The sequence below is a fragment of the Corynebacterium sp. genome (genome assembly GCF_030532965.1).
Classification (GTDB): Bacteria; Actinomycetota; Actinomycetes; order Mycobacteriales; family Mycobacteriaceae; genus Corynebacterium.
Genome location: NZ_JAUNKC010000019.1, coordinates 21,931 through 38,681, shown reverse-complemented (window position 1 = coordinate 38,681; position 16,751 = coordinate 21,931). Strand labels below are relative to the sequence as shown.

The 16,751-nt window shown below is 59.0% G+C and carries 15 protein-coding genes; 1 reads left to right on the top strand and 14 read right to left on the bottom strand.

Annotated elements, in window-relative coordinates; translation table 11 throughout:
- From Q4D85_RS09405 to Q4D85_RS09350, 12 genes are all read right to left on the bottom strand, one after another.
- Complete coding sequence (locus Q4D85_RS09405) at positions 1–603, bottom strand: TlpA disulfide reductase family protein (RefSeq protein WP_303199949.1); 603 nt, start codon at positions 601–603, stop codon at positions 1–3.
- 17 nt (positions 604–620) lie between these two features.
- Entirely contained in the window at positions 621–1,229 is a 609-nt protein-coding gene (locus Q4D85_RS09400) for a histidine phosphatase family protein (RefSeq protein WP_303199947.1), read from the bottom strand.
- A 93-nt stretch (positions 1,230–1,322) separates the two neighbouring features.
- Positions 1,323–2,663, bottom strand: a complete 1,341-nt coding sequence (gene hemL, locus Q4D85_RS09395; RefSeq protein ID WP_303199946.1) for a glutamate-1-semialdehyde 2,1-aminomutase — start codon at positions 2,661–2,663, stop codon at positions 1,323–1,325.
- A 30-nt stretch (positions 2,664–2,693) separates the two neighbouring features.
- Positions 2,694–4,106, bottom strand: coding sequence for a protoporphyrinogen oxidase (locus Q4D85_RS09390; RefSeq protein WP_303199945.1), 1,413 nt, complete (start codon positions 4,104–4,106; stop codon positions 2,694–2,696).
- Positions 4,107–4,164: 58 nt separating this feature from the next.
- Positions 4,165–5,205 carry a uroporphyrinogen decarboxylase gene (gene hemE / locus Q4D85_RS09385; protein WP_303199977.1) on the bottom strand — a complete coding sequence of 347 codons (1,041 nt, stop codon included), beginning with the start codon at positions 5,203–5,205 and terminating at the stop codon, positions 4,165–4,167.
- A 626-nt stretch (positions 5,206–5,831) separates the two neighbouring features.
- On the bottom strand, positions 5,832–8,447 hold the full coding sequence (locus Q4D85_RS09380) for a cation-translocating P-type ATPase (protein WP_303199976.1): 2,616 nt from the start codon (positions 8,445–8,447) through the stop codon (positions 5,832–5,834).
- Positions 8,448–8,587: 140 nt separating this feature from the next.
- Positions 8,588–9,169, bottom strand: coding sequence for a hypothetical protein (locus Q4D85_RS09375; RefSeq protein WP_303199944.1), 582 nt, complete (start codon positions 9,167–9,169; stop codon positions 8,588–8,590).
- Positions 9,170–9,235: 66 nt separating this feature from the next.
- On the bottom strand, positions 9,236–10,246 hold the full coding sequence (gene hemB, locus Q4D85_RS09370) for a porphobilinogen synthase (RefSeq protein WP_303199943.1): 1,011 nt from the start codon (positions 10,244–10,246) through the stop codon (positions 9,236–9,238).
- Positions 10,247–10,306: 60 nt separating this feature from the next.
- Positions 10,307–11,167 (bottom strand): uroporphyrinogen-III synthase, encoded by an 861-nt coding sequence (locus Q4D85_RS09365; protein WP_303199941.1) that lies wholly within the window; start codon positions 11,165–11,167, stop codon positions 10,307–10,309.
- 24 nt (positions 11,168–11,191) lie between these two features.
- Entirely contained in the window at positions 11,192–12,085 is an 894-nt protein-coding gene (hemC, locus tag Q4D85_RS09360) for a hydroxymethylbilane synthase (RefSeq protein WP_303199939.1), read from the bottom strand.
- 6 nt (positions 12,086–12,091) lie between these two features.
- On the bottom strand, positions 12,092–13,486 hold the full coding sequence (locus Q4D85_RS09355) for a glutamyl-tRNA reductase (protein ID WP_303199937.1): 1,395 nt from the start codon (positions 13,484–13,486) through the stop codon (positions 12,092–12,094).
- 195 nt (positions 13,487–13,681) lie between these two features.
- Positions 13,682–13,909 carry a glutaredoxin family protein gene (locus tag Q4D85_RS09350; RefSeq protein WP_303199975.1) on the bottom strand — a complete coding sequence of 76 codons (228 nt, stop codon included), beginning with the start codon at positions 13,907–13,909 and terminating at the stop codon, positions 13,682–13,684.
- Positions 13,910–14,182: 273 nt separating this feature from the next.
- Between Q4D85_RS09350 and Q4D85_RS09345 the strand changes: the two genes are divergently transcribed.
- Positions 14,183–15,226 (top strand): HAD-IB family hydrolase, encoded by a 1,044-nt coding sequence (locus Q4D85_RS09345; RefSeq protein WP_303199935.1) that lies wholly within the window; start codon positions 14,183–14,185, stop codon positions 15,224–15,226.
- A gap of 605 nt (positions 15,227–15,831) precedes the next feature.
- Here Q4D85_RS09345 and Q4D85_RS09340 read toward each other — a convergent pair.
- The gene (locus Q4D85_RS09340) at positions 15,832–15,933 is read right to left on the bottom strand and encodes an AURKAIP1/COX24 domain-containing protein (RefSeq protein ID WP_003402602.1); all 102 of its coding nucleotides are present in this window, start codon (positions 15,931–15,933) and stop codon (positions 15,832–15,834) included.
- A gap of 361 nt (positions 15,934–16,294) precedes the next feature.
- Complete coding sequence (locus Q4D85_RS09335; protein WP_047261056.1) at positions 16,295–16,495, bottom strand: helix-turn-helix domain-containing protein; 201 nt, start codon at positions 16,493–16,495, stop codon at positions 16,295–16,297.
- Positions 16,496–16,751 lie beyond the last annotated feature (256 nt).

Below are 16,751 nucleotides of genomic sequence, written 5' to 3'. Positions count from 1 at the left end.
TTAGTTGCTTTCTATGGTCTTGATGGTTTCGAGGAGTTCCGCTGCGGTGATTTCCTTGAGGAACACCGCGGCCGGCCGGTGTTGTTTGTCCAGCACGACGGTGGTGGGGATGACCGCTGCGGGCAGGCCGCCTAATTGTGCGGCTAGTTTGAACGGCGGATCGTAGATGCTTGGGTAGGTTAAACCGTTATCCACCATGAAGTCGTGGGCGATGGCCTTTGTGTCCCGCACGTTAATACCGATGACGCTGCCGCCGGTTTTCTCCAGATATTCGTGGACTTCTTGGAGGTCGTCCACTTCGGTGCGGCAGGGTCCACACCACTGGCCCCAGGCGTTGAGTACGACGATTTTCCCGTCGTACTCAGACAGCGAAATGGTCTCGGTGTCGGAGGCTAACGATGGCCCGCTGACATCACCGATGACGCCGCGTTCGTCCTCCGGGTAGGTGATAACGGTTTCGCCGCCTGGTGAATGGAATTGGAAAGTGCCGCCGACGGCGACGGCGTTTTTACCGGCGGTGTCGTCCGCGCTGCATCCGGTTACGGCAACCGTGATGAGCAGTGCCGCTGCGGTGGCTGCGAGGTGGGGTCGTCGAAAAGCCATAGTGTATCTAGAACCTTTTAAATATCCTGCGCTGGTTCGCTATAGCGGTAATCTACTAAATCTGCGCCGTCGAAGACCAATGACGTCACGCTGGCGAGGTCGCACACCCGGGTAGCTGGGTTGTGCGCCAGGCTTTTACCCAGCACCGTGCGCTGCACGCAGACGATCGGCAATTGGTGCGACACCAATACCGCCTCCCGGCCAGCAACCTGGGTGCGGACGTCCGCGATGGCGGCCATCATGCGGTCGGCAATGTCGATGTAATACTCGCCCCAGCTGGGCAACGCGGGATTCCACATGAGTGGCCAGCGCACCGGGTTCCATAGTTGGGAACGCCACGAGCGCACCCGGAGCCCCTCGAAGCGATTGCCTGCTTCCAGCAAGCGGTCGTCGATGACGACCTCGCAGCCGGTGACCTCGGCGATGGGGGCAGCGGTTTCTTGGGCACGTTCCAGCGGCGAGCTTTTCACCAGTGCCACGTCGTGGCCGATGAAGGCCTGGGCGGTTTTTGCCGCCATAGATTCGCCCCGAGCCGACAAATGATAGTCCGGGATACGCCCATATAAAATCCGGTCGGGGTTATAGACCTCGCCGTGGCGAACCAGGTGAATGATGGTGGTGCTCATGGAACCTTCCAGAAAACGAAAAATAGTACGTCAACGAATTTACCGTGGTTTAGGCAAAAACCCCGCTTTTTCGGGCTTTGGTGAGATGGGCGATTAACCGGTTGGGTTCGCGGTCGCCCGGGCTGCCGCCTGGGCCGCTGGTTGCAGCGCTTTTTCAATGCGGTCGAAATCATCGTCGCTAAGCGCTGCGGAGACGAACCAGGTTTCAAATACGCTCGGCGGCGCATAGACCCCATGATCGAGCAGGGCGTGGAAAAACGGCGCGTAGCGGAAGGTGTCGGCCGCTTTCATGTCGGCGAAATTATAGCCAGCCTCCGGCGCGAACCGGATGGAGAACATGGTTGTCGCCCGTTGGATGTGGTGCGCCACCCCGTGCTGGGAAAGCGCGTCGTGGATAAGGCCCGCCACCGTGTCAGCGTTTGCACGCACCACGTCGTAGACATCTTCGGTGGCAAGCTCCAGCGATTTCTTACCCGCAGCCATCGCCACCGGATTGCCGGATAGGGTGCCCGCTTGATACACCGGCCCGGCCGGGGCGAGGTACTCCATGATGTCTTTGCGCCCACCGAAGGCCGCCGCGGGCAACCCGCCGGACATGACCTTACCGAAGGTGGTTAAGTCGCCCGCCACGTGGTCTATTCCGTACCAGCCGGAATAGGAGGTACGGAACCCGGTCATGACCTCATCGAGGATAAGTAACGCGCCGTTCGCGTGGCAGACCGTCTTGAGCGCGGCGTTGAACCCATCGCGGGGGGCGACCGCGCCCATATTGCCGGCGGCGGCCTCGGCGATAACCGCGGCGATCTGACCGGGGTGATCCGCAAATGCCTGTTTAACGGCGTCAAGGTCGTTGTAGGGCACCACGATAGTATCGGCGGCGCTGGCACCGGTGACACCCGGTGAATCCGGCAGCGCGAAGGTGGCCACCCCGGAGCCTGCGGCCGCAAGCAGCGCATCAACGTGACCGTGGTAGCAGCCGTCGAATTTGATGATCTTGGGCCGACCCGTGAAACCGCGCGCTAGCCGCACCGCCGACATGGTGGCCTCCGTGCCGGAATTGACCATGCGGATTTCCTCCACGCTGGTGCGAGCGATAATCAGCTCCGCCAGTTCGATTTCCGCCTCGGTGGGTGCGCCGAAGGACAGACCACGAGACATGGCTTCCGATACCGCCGCCAGTATCTCCGGGTGGGCGTTTCCCAGAATCATCGGCCCCCAGGAATTCACCAGGTCGACGTATTCATTGCCGTCGACATCGGTCAGCCGGGAACCGGACGCCCTTGCGATAAACCGGGCTGTTCCGCCCACCGAACCAAACGCCCGCACCGGGGAATTGACCCCACCGGGTATGCTGGCTTTCGCCCGCACCATTAATTCCGCCGAACGGGCACTATTCGACGAGGTTAAAGCGTCGTTATAGGTGGTATCAGTCATGAGAAAATCACTCGCTTTTCGTGAGATAAGTTAGCTTGTGGGGTCACCGGCACCGGATACAACACTGCGGGCGGTCGCACGGGCGTGTTCGATCACCGCCGGAACCCCTACCCCGGCGCACCACGCACCGGTCACCGATACGCCCGGTGTGTGGTCAATGACCGATGTTACGGCGGCAACGGTATCGAGGTGGGATTGGGAAAATACCGGCAACCCGCCGAACCAGCGCTGCACGTAGATTTCGTCCAACCCGGCGGCGCGGCCGTCGAAACCAGTGATCGTGTGCAAATCGTCCAGGGCGCGGTCGACCAGAAAATCCTCGTCGGCGCGGGTTATGGCGTCGTCGCCGAACCTGCCGAAGGAAGCCCGCACCAATCCCCCGCCGCGTGCGCCAAGGTGCGGCCATTTCTTCGAAGCAAAGGTAAAGGCTTTAGCGGTGATGTCTTTCTCATCGGCGGCCACCAGTATTCCGGAATAATCCGGCAACCCGGTGGCATCGGCGAACTTCATGCCAACGACCACGCTGGAGGCCAATTGGATGGATTTCAGGGGCGCGACGGCATCCGGGGCGATTGTTTTCAACAGCATCGCGGTTGTTGGCGCCGGGGTGGCGAAAATGACGTGGTCATACTCGCCGTCACCCGCCCCGGTCAGCGAGAACCCATTCGGGGTTCGAGTCACCGCAGAAATGAATGCGTCGATGTGTATCCGGGCTTGGGATTGTTCCGCCAGGGTTTCATACAATTCGGCATAACCATTGGCAAAGGTCGAAAACACCTGCGGGTTATAGCCTTTGGCCCGCGTTTTGCGGGCGGTCACCAGCCCGTTCACCGCAGCGGATAATGTCACAGGCTTATCGGCGGCGGCTAATGCGTCGAGCGCCTGCGCCACCTGCGGCAGGGTTGCCCTAAGCCCCAGGTCATCCGCCGTTGCGGAATACACCCCGCCTTGTAATGCGGAGACAATCCGGTCGGCCACCTGGTCGCCGAATCGCTGCCGGACTAATTCACCAACGGTCAGGTCGGTTTCGCCCGCCACCCACTCAAGCGGCGGCGCGGCAGCTTCGGCGGTGATGCGATCGGCGGTGGCGGCGTCGACAAGCGAGGCGACTGCCGCAGCATCGTTTGGGATCCCCATCACCGTGTCTTTGGGTAATTCGTGGCATGCGCCGCCGGAGTAGATCTGTGACGGCAAACCGGAAGGTGCCACCAGGCTTTCGCCTAAGCCCAGTTCGGTAAAAAACTCCGTCGCGTCCGTACGGTACGCAAGGTAGGCTTCCGCACCCATGTCGGTGGGCCCTGCCGTAAACGCAACGGTATAGAGCTTGCCGCCGATCCGGTCGGTGGCCTCAAAAACATCTACCTTCGCATCGGGATTTAAGGCATGAATCTGCCAAGCTGCGGTAAGTCCCGCCAGCCCCGCACCAATGATGGCTATTCGCATAATTCCTCTTGTGTGTAAACCGCGCCAATAAAGAGTCTTAAGTGTAGTCTTTCCCCGGTCAGTATTCGTGGATCATCGCCACCGCGCGAGTAATCGCATCAGGATCGGTTTCCGGCAATACCCCATGCCCCAGATTGAAAATATGCCCGACCGCGTTACCCTCGGCAATGGCGGCATCCGCTTCGCCGCAAATGCGCGATATTTCCGCCCGCATCACATCATCACCGGCAAACAACATGGCGGGATCGAGATTCCCCTGCAGCACCTTAGGGCCGGAAACGGCCGCGATTCGGCGAGCCGCCGTATCCAACGGCACCCGCCAATCCACGCCCATAACCTCGGAACCAGCTGTGCTCATCGCCGGTAAAAGCTCGCCGGTTCCCACCCCGAAGTGAATCCGGGGGATGCCGGAAGCCACCACCGCGCTCAGAATCTGGCTGGAATACGGCAGGACGAACTCCTGGTAATCGCGCGTGGTTAAACACCCCGCCCAGGAATCGAATAATTGCATCGCATCGATCCCGGCATCGATCTGGACCTGCAAAAACCTAATGATGCTGTGCGTTAATTTCGACATGAGGGCATGCCAAAGCTTCGGGTCGGCGTGCATCATGGCCTTGGTTTTCTCATGATTGCGCGACGGGCCCCCCTCAACTAAATAGCTGGCCAAGGTAAACGGCGCGCCCGCAAACCCGATCAACGATTGGTGCTCAGTCAGCTCCGCCAGAATAATCTCAATGCCCTTGGCCACCTCCGGCACATCGTCGTTTAAGATCGGCAAGCCCGCCACATCGCTGGCGTCCCGGATAGGCTGCGCCATTACTGGGCCGCGACCAGGAACAATATCCACAGCCACCCCCGCCGCCTTAAGGGGAACAACGATGTCCGAGAACAAGATCGCTGCATCCACGTCGTGCCTTCTTACGGGCTGCAGGGTGATCTCCGCCAATAATTCCGGCATAAAACACGAGTCCAACATGTCCACCCCTCGGCGCACCTGACGGTATTCCGGTAGGGAACGCCCAGCTTGGCGCATAAACCACACGGGTCGCCGGGGTGGCCGGATACTCCCCTGTTCCGGGGTGGCAGCCGCAACCATATTAAGCGGTGCTTGTGGCAATAATCGGCGGTTGGGGCTAGGGCTGATGGTTATGTGGTGGAAATCAGACGAAGAAAACATAGCCAAAAGTATGCCGGGTTATCCAACTTTTGGAAAGCAAGCTCAACCTTTGTTACACCCTGTACCGCACTCCCCCACTACACCCGACGGGCCACGCCATCCAGGCGGGCGTCGACAAGCACGAGTCGTACACCATTTGTCGCAGCTACGAGTGCGCTCACAAATGCCACTTGAGAAAGTTCTGCCTAACAAAACATCAGTGCTGAATGTGGGGTCGGATAAGACAAATCCACAGCTAGCCGGGTCATGAGCGCAGAATCCTTGTGCCGACTCGACCTTTGCGTGGTGTGGCAGTTCAATTCGTGGCGTGAAAGGCGAATAGGTCGAGTTGGAACTTGGCTACGGCACTAGCCACTGTTTCACAATGGGATATGCAAAACCAGGCTTTGGCATAACTACTGCAAAAAGCTACGCCCACACAGTAAAAAACCAGTTCATTACACTAGATGCTCGCTGTATCCCCCAGACCAATTCACAGGTGGGCGTCGACGGCAGCAGGCAGAACCCACTGCCTTTGGCTACAAGCAAGCTCGCGAATACCGCTTTTAGAAGGTCCTCGACAACCGGGAACGGAATTCGATCACCAATGATGAGGCCAACATCAACACCGTGGCCAGCATCGGGTGCAGAATACCCAAGCAGGCGGCGACGATCGCCACACCGTTATATACCCAGGCAAGGAGGAAATTCGTATTAATCAATCGGGCCATGCGGCGCGCGCCGGAGAACAGCCACGGGATCGGGCTGGTCTTATTGTCCAGGAGCACAACGTCGGCGGCGGTTCCTTCCAAGGCGGCGGGACTAGACAGGCTGGACATGGCGCCCACCATCACCCCGATATCGGCCACCCGGAAACAATGCTCCACCGACTCGTCACCCACCATCGCCACGATCGACCCGTGATTATGCACGCTACGAACAGTCTGTTCCTTCTGCCCCGGCTGGATACCAGCCAAAACGTGGGAGACCCCCACCGTGTCCCCATACCTACGAGCCACCGGATAGGTATCCCGGCTGAGCATCATCGTCTCAATGCCCATCGATTCCAATTCGTCCACCGACTGGGTGGCATCCGCCTTTGCCTCATCGTGCAGGGTGATAACGCCACGGTCTTTGCCTTTCCACCGCACCACCAACGGGGTGCCGCCGGATACCGCGGCAGCCGCCAGGCGGCCTTGGAGGTCGGATAGGTTACGGGGCCGCCAGAGTTTCGCCTCGACGTTGCGCATTTCTACATGCCCATCTGAGTCGGCCACCGGGATTTCCACCATGCCGGTGAAGCTGCCCAGCTCGTCTATTTCCACGTGGCTGACTTCGATCCAGCCGGGGATGGAAGTATCGGAAGAGGCGTCGCGGGATTCCCGGGCGGCACGCACCAAGGCGCGTGAGACCGGGTGATCCGATTCCAGGGTCAGCGCCCCGGCCACCCGCAGCACCAGGTCAGGGTTTTCGCCGCGATCGGCGGTGACGGTTTCCACCGTCATTTCCCCTTCGCTGAGCGCACCTACCCGGTTGAAGATGATCGCATCCACTCGGTCTAATTGCCGAACGGTGGCGGCGTCGCGCAGCAAAACGCCTTTCCGGGCGGCGTTTTCAATGCCGTGGCGCATCGCCACCGATGCCGAAACCGCCAGCGCCACCGGCGCAACGCAGCCCAATACCGCCAGGCTGGTGGCGAATGCTTGGTTGATATTGCCCGTAAACAGCGCCCACACGGCAAAATCCATGGCGGCGATAATCAACGCCATTGGCACCAGGAACGAAGCGGTTTTCGTGGCGAGCGCATCAAGATGGTGTTGCTGCATCGACGATAGCCACACCCACCGGCTGACGGCCGCTAACCAGGTTCGGTGCCCGGTGGACACCACCCGAATTTTGAGCGCTTTGTCGCCGTTGATACACCCGGCGTACACCTTGGCGTTGACTTTTGCCGTGATGTTTCCGATCCCCAGCGCGGTGGCATTTAACACTGATGACCCGCCGATGACCACGCCATCAACCGGGATGATGCTCAGCGGCGGGACGATGATGTCGTCGCCGACGTTGAGTTTCTGAATGGGCACTTCCTTTTCGGATATTTGCCCGGTCTTCCTGATTTTTGATACCAAGGTGGCGGTGCTGTTCGGCGCTGGTTTGTAGGCAGCTAATTGATCCACCAGATTGGTGCGCGCCTTGCGGCTAAAGATCCGGCCTGCCACCAAGAAAACCGTCATGACGCAGGCGACGTCGAAAAACAGCGCCCCGTCCTCGAAGGACACCGGGTCGATACCAACCAGTTCTGATTCCGCCCGGTACCCCCTATCGCCGACAGGTGTGGCGATCATCAACGCGACTGACCAAATATATGCCAAGAGGATCGCCAGCGAGCTTGCACCGTCGAGCGCTGACATTCCGCGCCGCAATCCGCCAATAAGCGCCCGGTGGAAGGGGTAGGCGCCGTAGGTGACCACTGGCAATGCCAACGCGGCAATCACCCACTGCCACCAGTCGAACTGCGCCTGTGGGATATAGCTGATAACAACCACCGGCAGACTAAACAAAACAGTGATAATCAGCCGCCGTTTGGTCAAAAGATTACGGGCGGTAAAAAGCACATCGGTAGGTTCGGTGTGTTCGACTTTCGCTTCCGCGCCGTCCAAAAAGCCTGCTTTGCGCGCTATTTCCAGGGCGCGGTCTTCTTCCATCACCTGCCTGCGGGCGGAGGTACGGGTGGCCGAATACCGCCGCCTGCGGTGGCGTTGCCGGGAGCGGTTGTAGCGCCCTTCTTCCACATCGGCCCACGCCATGCGACGCCTAAGCGAGGAATCGGTCAGGGTGGCGTCGATATCGAATCGCCGGAAGACTTCCTCGATGACGGAAATGTCGATCGTGCGTCGCGCGGTGATCCACGCCATCTTGGAGGTGTAGACGATGCGGGCGTCGACGCCGGGTAATTCATTCAGCGCCTCTTCCAGCTCGCCTACTGCGGCTGCACTTTCCAGGCCGTCGAGTTCGAAGGCAAAGGAGGTGCGCCCGATATGGATGGCCTCCGCTGCGGCTTCGTCCGGATCCTGGTGTGGGTTGATGGCCAGGTTAATGCCAGCGCTTTTCGCGGCGTCCTTGGCTGCAGTAATCGCATTGGTTACCAGGTTATTTGTGGCTTCGATATTCGCTTTGGGCATAGCTCCCCCGCCCGGAACGGCGTTATGTGCAGGTGGTATTTCGGGTTGCGTGGCTGGGGTTACGTTTGCGGTTGAATCACCAGCACCCCGGGTGGTGTCCTGGGCCATATTGTAAGGTTCTCCTCGCCTATTCCTGCCGCTTATCGACGCCGCCTCGGTGGCGTTTTCGATGATGGTGCGCCCAGTGGTGTCTCCCCTACCCAGGTTAAAGACTCTTCCCGTCCGGCGAAAATCACTGCTGCTGCAGCGATGACACCGGTCAAGATTTGTATGCTGCCGTCAAAAGCGAACAGCTGAACCGGCACCGAACTGACCGGTTCGGTGAAGAACACCAAAATCAGTCGAATGGAAAAATACAGACCGAAATACCCCAAAACCCGGCGCGCCACCGTGGCGTTACCTCCTGGCTTGTTGAAGCTGCGCACGAGAAACGCAACCCCCACCAGGATCAATAACGCGATCAGCCCCACTGCGAAAACAGTTACGGTGAAGAAGGTGCGGACCAGGTCGTCGCTGGGGATGGGCTGGTTACCGGCGCTTTTGAGGGCTTCTTTGTACATTGCGGCTCGTTGATCGCGGCTGTAGAACCCCATGACTATGTTGGCGATCTGGTGAATTCCTTCGCACGCGATAATCAGCGCCCAGAGTTTTACCGCCAGGTTGACCGAGGCGGGTTTGGGCGTTGACTGGCCTTGTGCGGATTGTGTTGTGGGTAGGGTCACCGAGCTGTCGTTTCCTTACACTGCGTCGTGGGTGTTTTTCTTCTGAGCCTAACAAACAATAGTTCGTTACTTGTGGTTGGTGGCAAGGTGCCGGGCGGCATCGAGGGCGAAATAGGTGAGAATATGGTTCGCCCCGGCGCGTTTAATGGAGATGAGCGATTCCATCATAGTGGCTTCCAAATCCAGCCAGCCGGCGCGGGCGGCGGCGTGCAGCATGGCGTATTCGCCGGAGACTTGATAGGCGGCAACGGGGACGGTAGAGGTGTGTGCCACCTGCGTGAGTACGTCGAGATACGGCATGGCGGGTTTAACCATGACAAAATCTGCGCCTTCGTCGATGTCTAATTGGACTTCCAGCAGGGATTCCCGGATGTTGGCTGGGTTTTGCTGGTAGGTGCGCCGGTCGCCGTCGAGGGAGGAGCCGACCGCGTCGCGGAACGGGCCGTAAAAGGCGGATGCGTATTTGGCGGAGTACGCCATGATGGCGACGTCGTGGTGCCCGGCTTCGTCTAATGCGCTGCGGATGGCGCGGATTTGGCCGTCCATCATGCCCGATGGGCTCACAATATGCGCCCCGGCGTCGGCTTGGGCGCAGGCCATTTTTTGGTAGTAGCCGATGGTGGCGTCGTTGTCGACCACAGTTTCGCCGCGTGCGGTGGTAGTGAGTACCCCGCAGTGGCCATGGTCGGTGAATTCGTCGAGGCAGGTATCGGCCATGATGAGGATATCGTCGCCGAAGGTTTCCCGCAGCTTCCGGATCGCCCGGTTAAGAATCCCGTCCGGCCGCCAAGCGTGGCTTCCTTCCGCGTCTTTGTCTTCAGGTTTCGGCACCCCGAAAAGATCGACGCACCGGATGCCAGCGTCGATGGCGTCGGCGACGATACTGTTCAGCGAATCGAGGGTGTGTTGGTATTGGCCGGGCATGGAGGAAATCTCGCGGGGGCTTGCGATCCCATCGGCGATAAACAGCGGGTAGATGAAGTCGCTGGCGTGGAGTCGGGTTTCGGCGACCATATCGCGGATGGCAGACGTGGCGCGCAGCCTGCGGGGGCGGCGTAGTGGGGGCTGAAAACTCATGGGGGTGCTTCCTTTCCGTATGGCTGTCACTTTAGCCAATTAGCAGGTGCTTTTCGACGTCTACCGGTTACGCGCCGCCGTGGCCAGGGCGTCGATAAGCGCTGGTACTTCGGCGATCTCCGGCACGATGTCCACCCGCACCCCGCATTCAGCACACGCCGCCGCGGCCATCGGCCCGATGCACGCGATGATGGTGTCAGGATGAGGTTTCCCGGTCGCCGCCACCAGGTTCCGAATGGTAGAGCCACTGGTGACACAGATCGCATCGATCGCGCCGCCGCGTACCGCCGCGATGACCTCCGGCGGCGGGGGTGGCGCGGCCACGGTGCGATAGGCGATCACATCTGTCACCTGCCACCCGCGTGCCGCGATACCGGTGGCCACCACGTCGGTGGCGATGTCCGCCCGGGGCAGCAATACGCGCCGACCGTCCCCGGCACCGCCGAAATCCGCCGTGGGGAAAACGGCGACGACACCCGTCGCGTTTTGCTCGGTCACCGGCGGGCTCAGCGCTGGTTGCAGCCCCAGGTCCCGCGCAGCCTGCGCGGTTTTTCGCCCCACCACCGCCACCTGGGTAGCGCGATTAATCTGCGCTATAAGCTCACTTGGGCTTGCTTGTTGGTTCTCAGCCGCCTGCTCAACGTAGCGCTTCAGCGCCGCCACCGCATTGCTGCTGGTTAGAATCAGCCACTCAAATTCCCCGGCAATGAGATCGGAGACGGCCTGCTGCATCGGCGTTTCATCGATCGGCGGCGCGATCTCAATGGTGGGAACCACTACCGCCGTCGCACCAGCGGCTTCCAACAGCGCAACCATCTGCTGCGCTTGGTGCCGCGCCCGGGGAACCACCACCTGCCAACCCGACAGCGGTTTATCCATCCGGGTGGGATCTGCCGGTGACCCCGTGTGTGGGTTGTACATTGACCAACTCCTGGTTACCCGCCGTCAGCCCACAATGGCCGCTGCGCCTTGGTCCACCAACGCCTGCGCCACCGCTTCACCTACGGCGACCGACTGATCCGGCAACCCGGTTTCCGTTGCGGTCAGCACCACCTGGCCGTCCAACGAGACCACCGCGCCGGTCACATGCAGCTGGCCAGCGTCAATCGTCGAAAAGGCGGCGACGGGGGCGCTGCACCCAGCTTCCAGCCGATTAAGAACCACCCGTTCTGCCATCGCGCATGTCATCGCTTCCGGATCAGCAATCGACTCGATGGCGGCGCGTGCCAGATCATCATCTGCCCGGCACTCCACCGCCAACGCACCCTGCGCCGGTGCGGGAACAAACACAGTCGGGTCAAAAACCTCCGAGGCCGCCTCCGCGCGGCCCACCCGACTAAGCCCCGCATACGCCAACACCACCGCGTCCAGCTCGCCGGATGTCACCTTTGCCATGCGGGTGTCAATATTCCCCCGCAGCGGACGGGTGACAATATCCGGACGCAACGCCTTTAACTGCGCGATGCGGCGCGGCGCGCCGGTTCCGATCACCGCGCCGGGTGGCAACTGCGCCAATGTCATTCCGTCACGGGCGATGAGGCAGTCGCGCATATCGGCGCGCTTGGGAACAATGAGTGTGAATCGGGGGTCTGCTGCGGTGGGCAGATCTTTAAAGGAGTGCACCGCTATGTCACATTCCCTGTTCATGAGCGCATCCCGCAGCGCCTGGGTGAACACCCCCACTCCGATGCGCTCTACTGGCGCCATATTTACATCCCCCACCGTGGTGACGATATGCAGCTGCGCCTTATATCCATTCGCGGCGAGCGCATCCCGCACGTGCCCGGACTGGGTGGTGGCCAGTAAACTGCCGCGGGTGCCGATAGCGAGTTGGGACATGGGAAACTACACTCCTTGGGTTTCGTGCTGCGGCCGTAGCGTCTCGATGCTGGTATTGGCGGCCGTCGTGGTTTCTGCGGCCAGACTCGCAGCATCGGGCAACTCGCTAAGCTCCACCCGGACCGATTGGTTCTCGCCGGTCAAGCCGAATAGTTCTTGCAGGGCGGATTCGTAGCTGACCACGCCGGATTCAGCGGCGAGTTTCTTCACCCGCACCGTCGGCTGGTGCAAGAGCTTATCCACCACCCGGCGCACGGTGTTTGCCACCTCCGCGAACTCTGCGTCGGCCATGTCGGGGGTGCGGCCTTGCAGCCGCATGAGCTCGGTATCGATCAGTTCTGCCGCGTGGCGTCGTAACGCGGTCACCGCCGGGGCCACATCCTTGACTCGCTGGGCTGAGCTGTATTCCGCCAGTTCTTCGGCGACGATCCGCAACGCCGCCCCGTCGCTGCCTTGGTCTTCGCGTCGAATAGCGTGCAGTCGTTCAATATTTACCAAGGTCGCCATAGTCCCCTCCGTCACAGCATCATCGATGTCGCGTGGCATCGACAAATCAATCAACATAAGCGAATGCCCTGCTGGAATGTCAGGGCGGGTGATCGTGAAATTCTGGGCACCGGTCGCCGAAACCGCGATGTCCACCTCAGCCAACGCCGACCGCCGATCCGCGAAATCCACCACCCGGGCGGCAACCCCCGCCTCGCGTGCGTGTTCTGCCAAGCGTTCGGCGCGCTCACGGGTGCGGTTTGCGACAACCAGTTCGTCGATGCCCAACCGGCCCAATTGCGTGGCCGCCAACGAAGCCATTGCGCCTGCCCCTAAAACTAGCGCGGTACGTCCCGCGAATGGCCGCCGGGAATCTACCTGCCCTAGCTGGGCAATCGCCTCGTCGAAGGCGAAGGACACCATGGACACGCCTGCGGTATCAATGTCTGTTTCGGTATGCACCCGCTTCCCGGTGTGTAGTGCTGCCTGCACCAGGCTGTGCAGCTTTGGCCCCACCGTGCCGGCGTCGGTGGCTTGCTGGTAGGCGGTACGTACCTGGCCGATGATTTGTTGCTCCCCCACCACCATCGAATCCATGCCTGCGGCCACTACCATGAGGTGTTCCGCCGCCGCATCTGCGTAACGCACATATAAACACCCCCGTAGAGTTTCCACCGAAACCCCGCTCTTGCGATGCAAAACATCCACCACATCCGACACTCCGGTGTGGAAACTTGAGGTGGTGCAATACACCTCAAACCGATTGCAGGTTGAGACAATCATCGCCTCGGAAAGCGAAGGCCGATTGATCAATTCGGCCGCCGTGTGGGTCTTCGCATCCCCATCCATGCTCAGCTTCTCCAGCAGTGCCACTGGGGCTGAGCGGTGGGACATACCCACTACCAAAACACTCACGCCGTTTTCACCGCTTTCCGTCTTAAAAACCGCCGGTCAACACCCAACCGGCAGCGATCTAAGACCTCATGTTGGATCACTACATTCCACCCATATCCAGGTACCTGATTGAAGATTAACAGCCCAGCCTCAAACTTTTGGTTGAAAATTGGACGTTACTCTGATTCATATCACCGTAGCCGGGGGTAGGTGAGTTCACAACAAAGCATTGGCTAACTCGGCGTTATCAACCTCCCAACATGCGAATTCTTCCCCATCGATCACCACGACCGGCACCCGGTCGCCAAATTCCACCTGCAATTGCGGATCTTCGTCTACATCGCATACCCGAAATTCCACCCCCGCTTGGGCGATCACGTCTTTAATCTGCTCCCGCACCCGGTCACAAGAACCGCAGGTTTTCCGCACCATCAATTCCACCATTTCCGCCACATCGTCCTCCTTCGTTCAGCAATCACGTCAGGGCTGTTCCCCATGACCAAAATCGCCGTAATGCCACGTGAGCCGCCGCTTCTGACACGACCTAAGTAGTGGTAGCCCGACCGCTAAAGCACCGACTAGAATCACGGACTACCATGAATAAAGGCTACCGGTTTCAAGTCACCTGCCCTAACGCACAACACGTTTCACCCGTGCCGCAGGAACGTTAACCGCTAGTCATTATCCGCGCATTATGAGAAAGGTTTCGTCGTCAACGTGTCTGAACGTGAACCCACCTGGCATGAACGGCCAGAGGACTTCCTGGCGAGCTGGAGCAGCACCCGAGGAAACCTACGACGATTCTTCGAAGAACGCGCCCTACCACCCATCGACGACAGCACCCAGCAGAAAGCCGGTGAAGCTGCCGCCGCCATGGCCGCCAGTGAGCTTTTCGGCCTCGACCTTAAAGATTTCACCGCCGGGCTTGACTCCGTTTCCGGCTCGTATGAGGCCGCCGACTCCACCCACCTGAACATCCCGTCATCGAATATTCCGAGCTCCGGCGCAGCCGCGTTCTTCGACGTGGACAACACGTTGATCCAAGGGTCCTCACTCATCGTTTTCGCGTTGGGGCTAGCCCGACGTCGGTATATTTCGCTTGGCGATATCATCCCGGTCGCCTGGAAGCAGCTAAAATTCCGGGTCACCGGCGCTGAAAACGCCGAAGACGTCGCCGAGGGCCGGGAACAAGCCTTGGAATTCATCAAAGGCCGCAGCGTTGCCGAACTCGTCGACCTGTGCGAAGAGATCGTCGATACCCACATGAGTGACAAACTGTGGCCCGGCACCAAGCAACTGGCCGACAAACACATCGCGGCGGGTGACCAAGTTTGGCTCGTGTCCGCCACCCCGGTCCAACTCGGCCAGATCCTGGCGAAACGGCTCGGCTTCACCGGTGCCCTTGGAACCGTCGCTGAGGTCAAAGACGGGCTGTTCACCGGCCGCCTGGTGGGCGACATCCTGCACGGCCCCGGTAAACGTCACGCGGTCGCCGCCTTAGCAACGATGGAAAAACTCGACCTTTCGCGCTGCACCGCCTATTCAGATTCCATCAATGACATCCCAATGCTTTCTATGGTGGGCACCGCTGTTGCCATTAACCCGGATCGGCAGCTGAGCAAAGAGGCCAAACGCCGGGGCTGGGAAATCCACGACTACCGCAGCCTGCGCAAAGCAATCCGCACGTTCGGACTTCCAGCACTGGCCACTGCCGTGTTTAGCTGGAAAGCTTTTCGACGCTCCCCCAACGAGTCAGCGTAACGGGCGGTCCTGGGCGTAACTGCCGAATTACCACGTTTAGTGATGGTATTAAAATAAAAAACCCGCCTCCGAAGAGGACGGGGGAATTATGGAAGGGGATTTTACTGCATACATCGAGATAGGTCAAATTCCTTTCCAAGCATTAGGTATTTTACTCTTCCCCAATCGGTTGGGCGCTGGAATAACACGGAGCCTTTCGAACAAAATCGACTACGTATTCTGCTAAACCACGAGGCGAGTACCACTTCCACTGGATTGAACTACCTTTAAATAAATTTCTCCCTCCGTAGTAAACATTGAACCCATCGAAATAAACGCCTACTCGCGTGGCCATTTCTTACCTTCACCCTCTGTCATAAAACTTGCTCCTAGAATAGATCAACAAGAAATGACGGAGGAAAGCTTTTGGCAATATTGCAGCCAATAACACAATCAAAAGCGTGGCTAGGTACTTCTCAGCTAACCACGCTTGGAAACCAGCTAGGACTTGCCCCTCGTAAAACGCCAAAACATCTTTTTAGCGATAGAAAAATCCCGAACATACAACAACCGCCACCCTCTTGCGCAATGGTGTTGAGTGAGGGTGGCGGTTGTTGTAAAAGCTATTATTTGCCGAGTTTACGACGCTGAACTCGGGTGCGGCGCAGCAGCTTGCGGTGCTTTTTCTTGGACATGCGCTTACGGCGCTTCTTAATGACAGAACCCATACCGGTTTCCCTCGCTTACCTAATTGAAAGATGTACGTACTTCTTCCCTGTCAGCTGCCCGCACGGACTTGAACTTATAACAGACAATCGACAAAGCCATTGCCCACCACGCAGTCGAAGTGCACTTTCGCCCGCGAAGCAGCCGCCACGAAAACGTAGCAAACTAGCCGTGCGTGGGCGTGGTGCTGACACGAATGGGTCTAATCATACCGAGCGTGGTTGCTGGGAACAAAACATACCCCAACTTCCGTCACTTGAGCCTCACATTGAAAACAGCACCATCGTCGTGAGCCCCTTTGGCAAGTAAGAGGCGCACGACGAAGGTGCTGTTGACCGGTTAAACAGTGGTAAACGGTGATACCTAGCCGACTTCGCCTACTTCGTAGTAGGAAGAGTCGAGGTATTCGTTAACCGCCTTCTCATGCACGCGGAAACTACGTCCCACGCGCACCGCAGGTAGCTCACCGGAGTGAACTAACCGATATACGGTCATTTTGGAGACGCGCATGATTTCCGCGACCTCCGCAACGGTTAAGAAGGTTCCGTTATCTTCTCTAGCCATATTTATCTAACCCTTCAGCAGGTGGCGCGCTGCGGGCTTCCCCTCCCGCAGTATGGTCACGCACGTGCTGAATTGAGCTTAGCGTGAAACATGTGACTGGTGCGACCTAGTGTGCAAAAAATAACTCTCAGAAAAAGAAAATTACCCCTGTTGTTTCACGAAAGCGCAGGAAATAGAATAGTATTCCGGTTTCGGGTAGGGGTATAAAAAATTTCGAATTTGTTGGTGATTTAAACCACAAATCCGAAATTCTGCC

Bases quoted from the DNA above. Each gene is read 5' to 3' on its own strand.
- Q4D85_RS09405 (WP_303199949.1), bottom strand. From the start codon at position 603: ATGGCTTTTCGACGACCCCACCTCGCAGCCACCGCAGCGGCACTGCTC.
- Q4D85_RS09400 (WP_303199947.1), bottom strand. From the start codon at position 1,229: ATGAGCACCACCATCATTCACCTGGTTCGCCACGGCGAGGTCTATAAC.
- hemL (WP_303199946.1), bottom strand. From the start codon at position 2,663: ATGACTGATACCACCTATAACGACGCTTTAACCTCGTCGAATAGTGCC.
- Q4D85_RS09390 (WP_303199945.1), bottom strand. From the start codon at position 4,106: ATGCGAATAGCCATCATTGGTGCGGGGCTGGCGGGACTTACCGCAGCT.
- hemE (WP_303199977.1), bottom strand. From the start codon at position 5,205: ATGGTTGCGGCTGCCACCCCGGAACAGGGGAGTATCCGGCCACCCCGG.
- Q4D85_RS09380 (WP_303199976.1), bottom strand. From the start codon at position 8,447: ATGCCCAAAGCGAATATCGAAGCCACAAATAACCTGGTAACCAATGCG.
- hemB (WP_303199943.1), bottom strand. From the start codon at position 10,246: ATGAGTTTTCAGCCCCCACTACGCCGCCCCCGCAGGCTGCGCGCCACG.
- Q4D85_RS09365 (WP_303199941.1), bottom strand. From the start codon at position 11,167: ATGTACAACCCACACACGGGGTCACCGGCAGATCCCACCCGGATGGAT.
- hemC (WP_303199939.1), bottom strand. From the start codon at position 12,085: ATGTCCCAACTCGCTATCGGCACCCGCGGCAGTTTACTGGCCACCACC.
- Q4D85_RS09350 (WP_303199975.1), bottom strand. From the start codon at position 13,909: ATGGTGGAATTGATGGTGCGGAAAACCTGCGGTTCTTGTGACCGGGTG.
- Q4D85_RS09340 (WP_003402602.1), bottom strand. From the start codon at position 15,933: ATGGGTTCTGTCATTAAGAAGCGCCGTAAGCGCATGTCCAAGAAAAAG.
- Q4D85_RS09335 (WP_047261056.1), bottom strand. From the start codon at position 16,495: ATGGCTAGAGAAGATAACGGAACCTTCTTAACCGTTGCGGAGGTCGCG.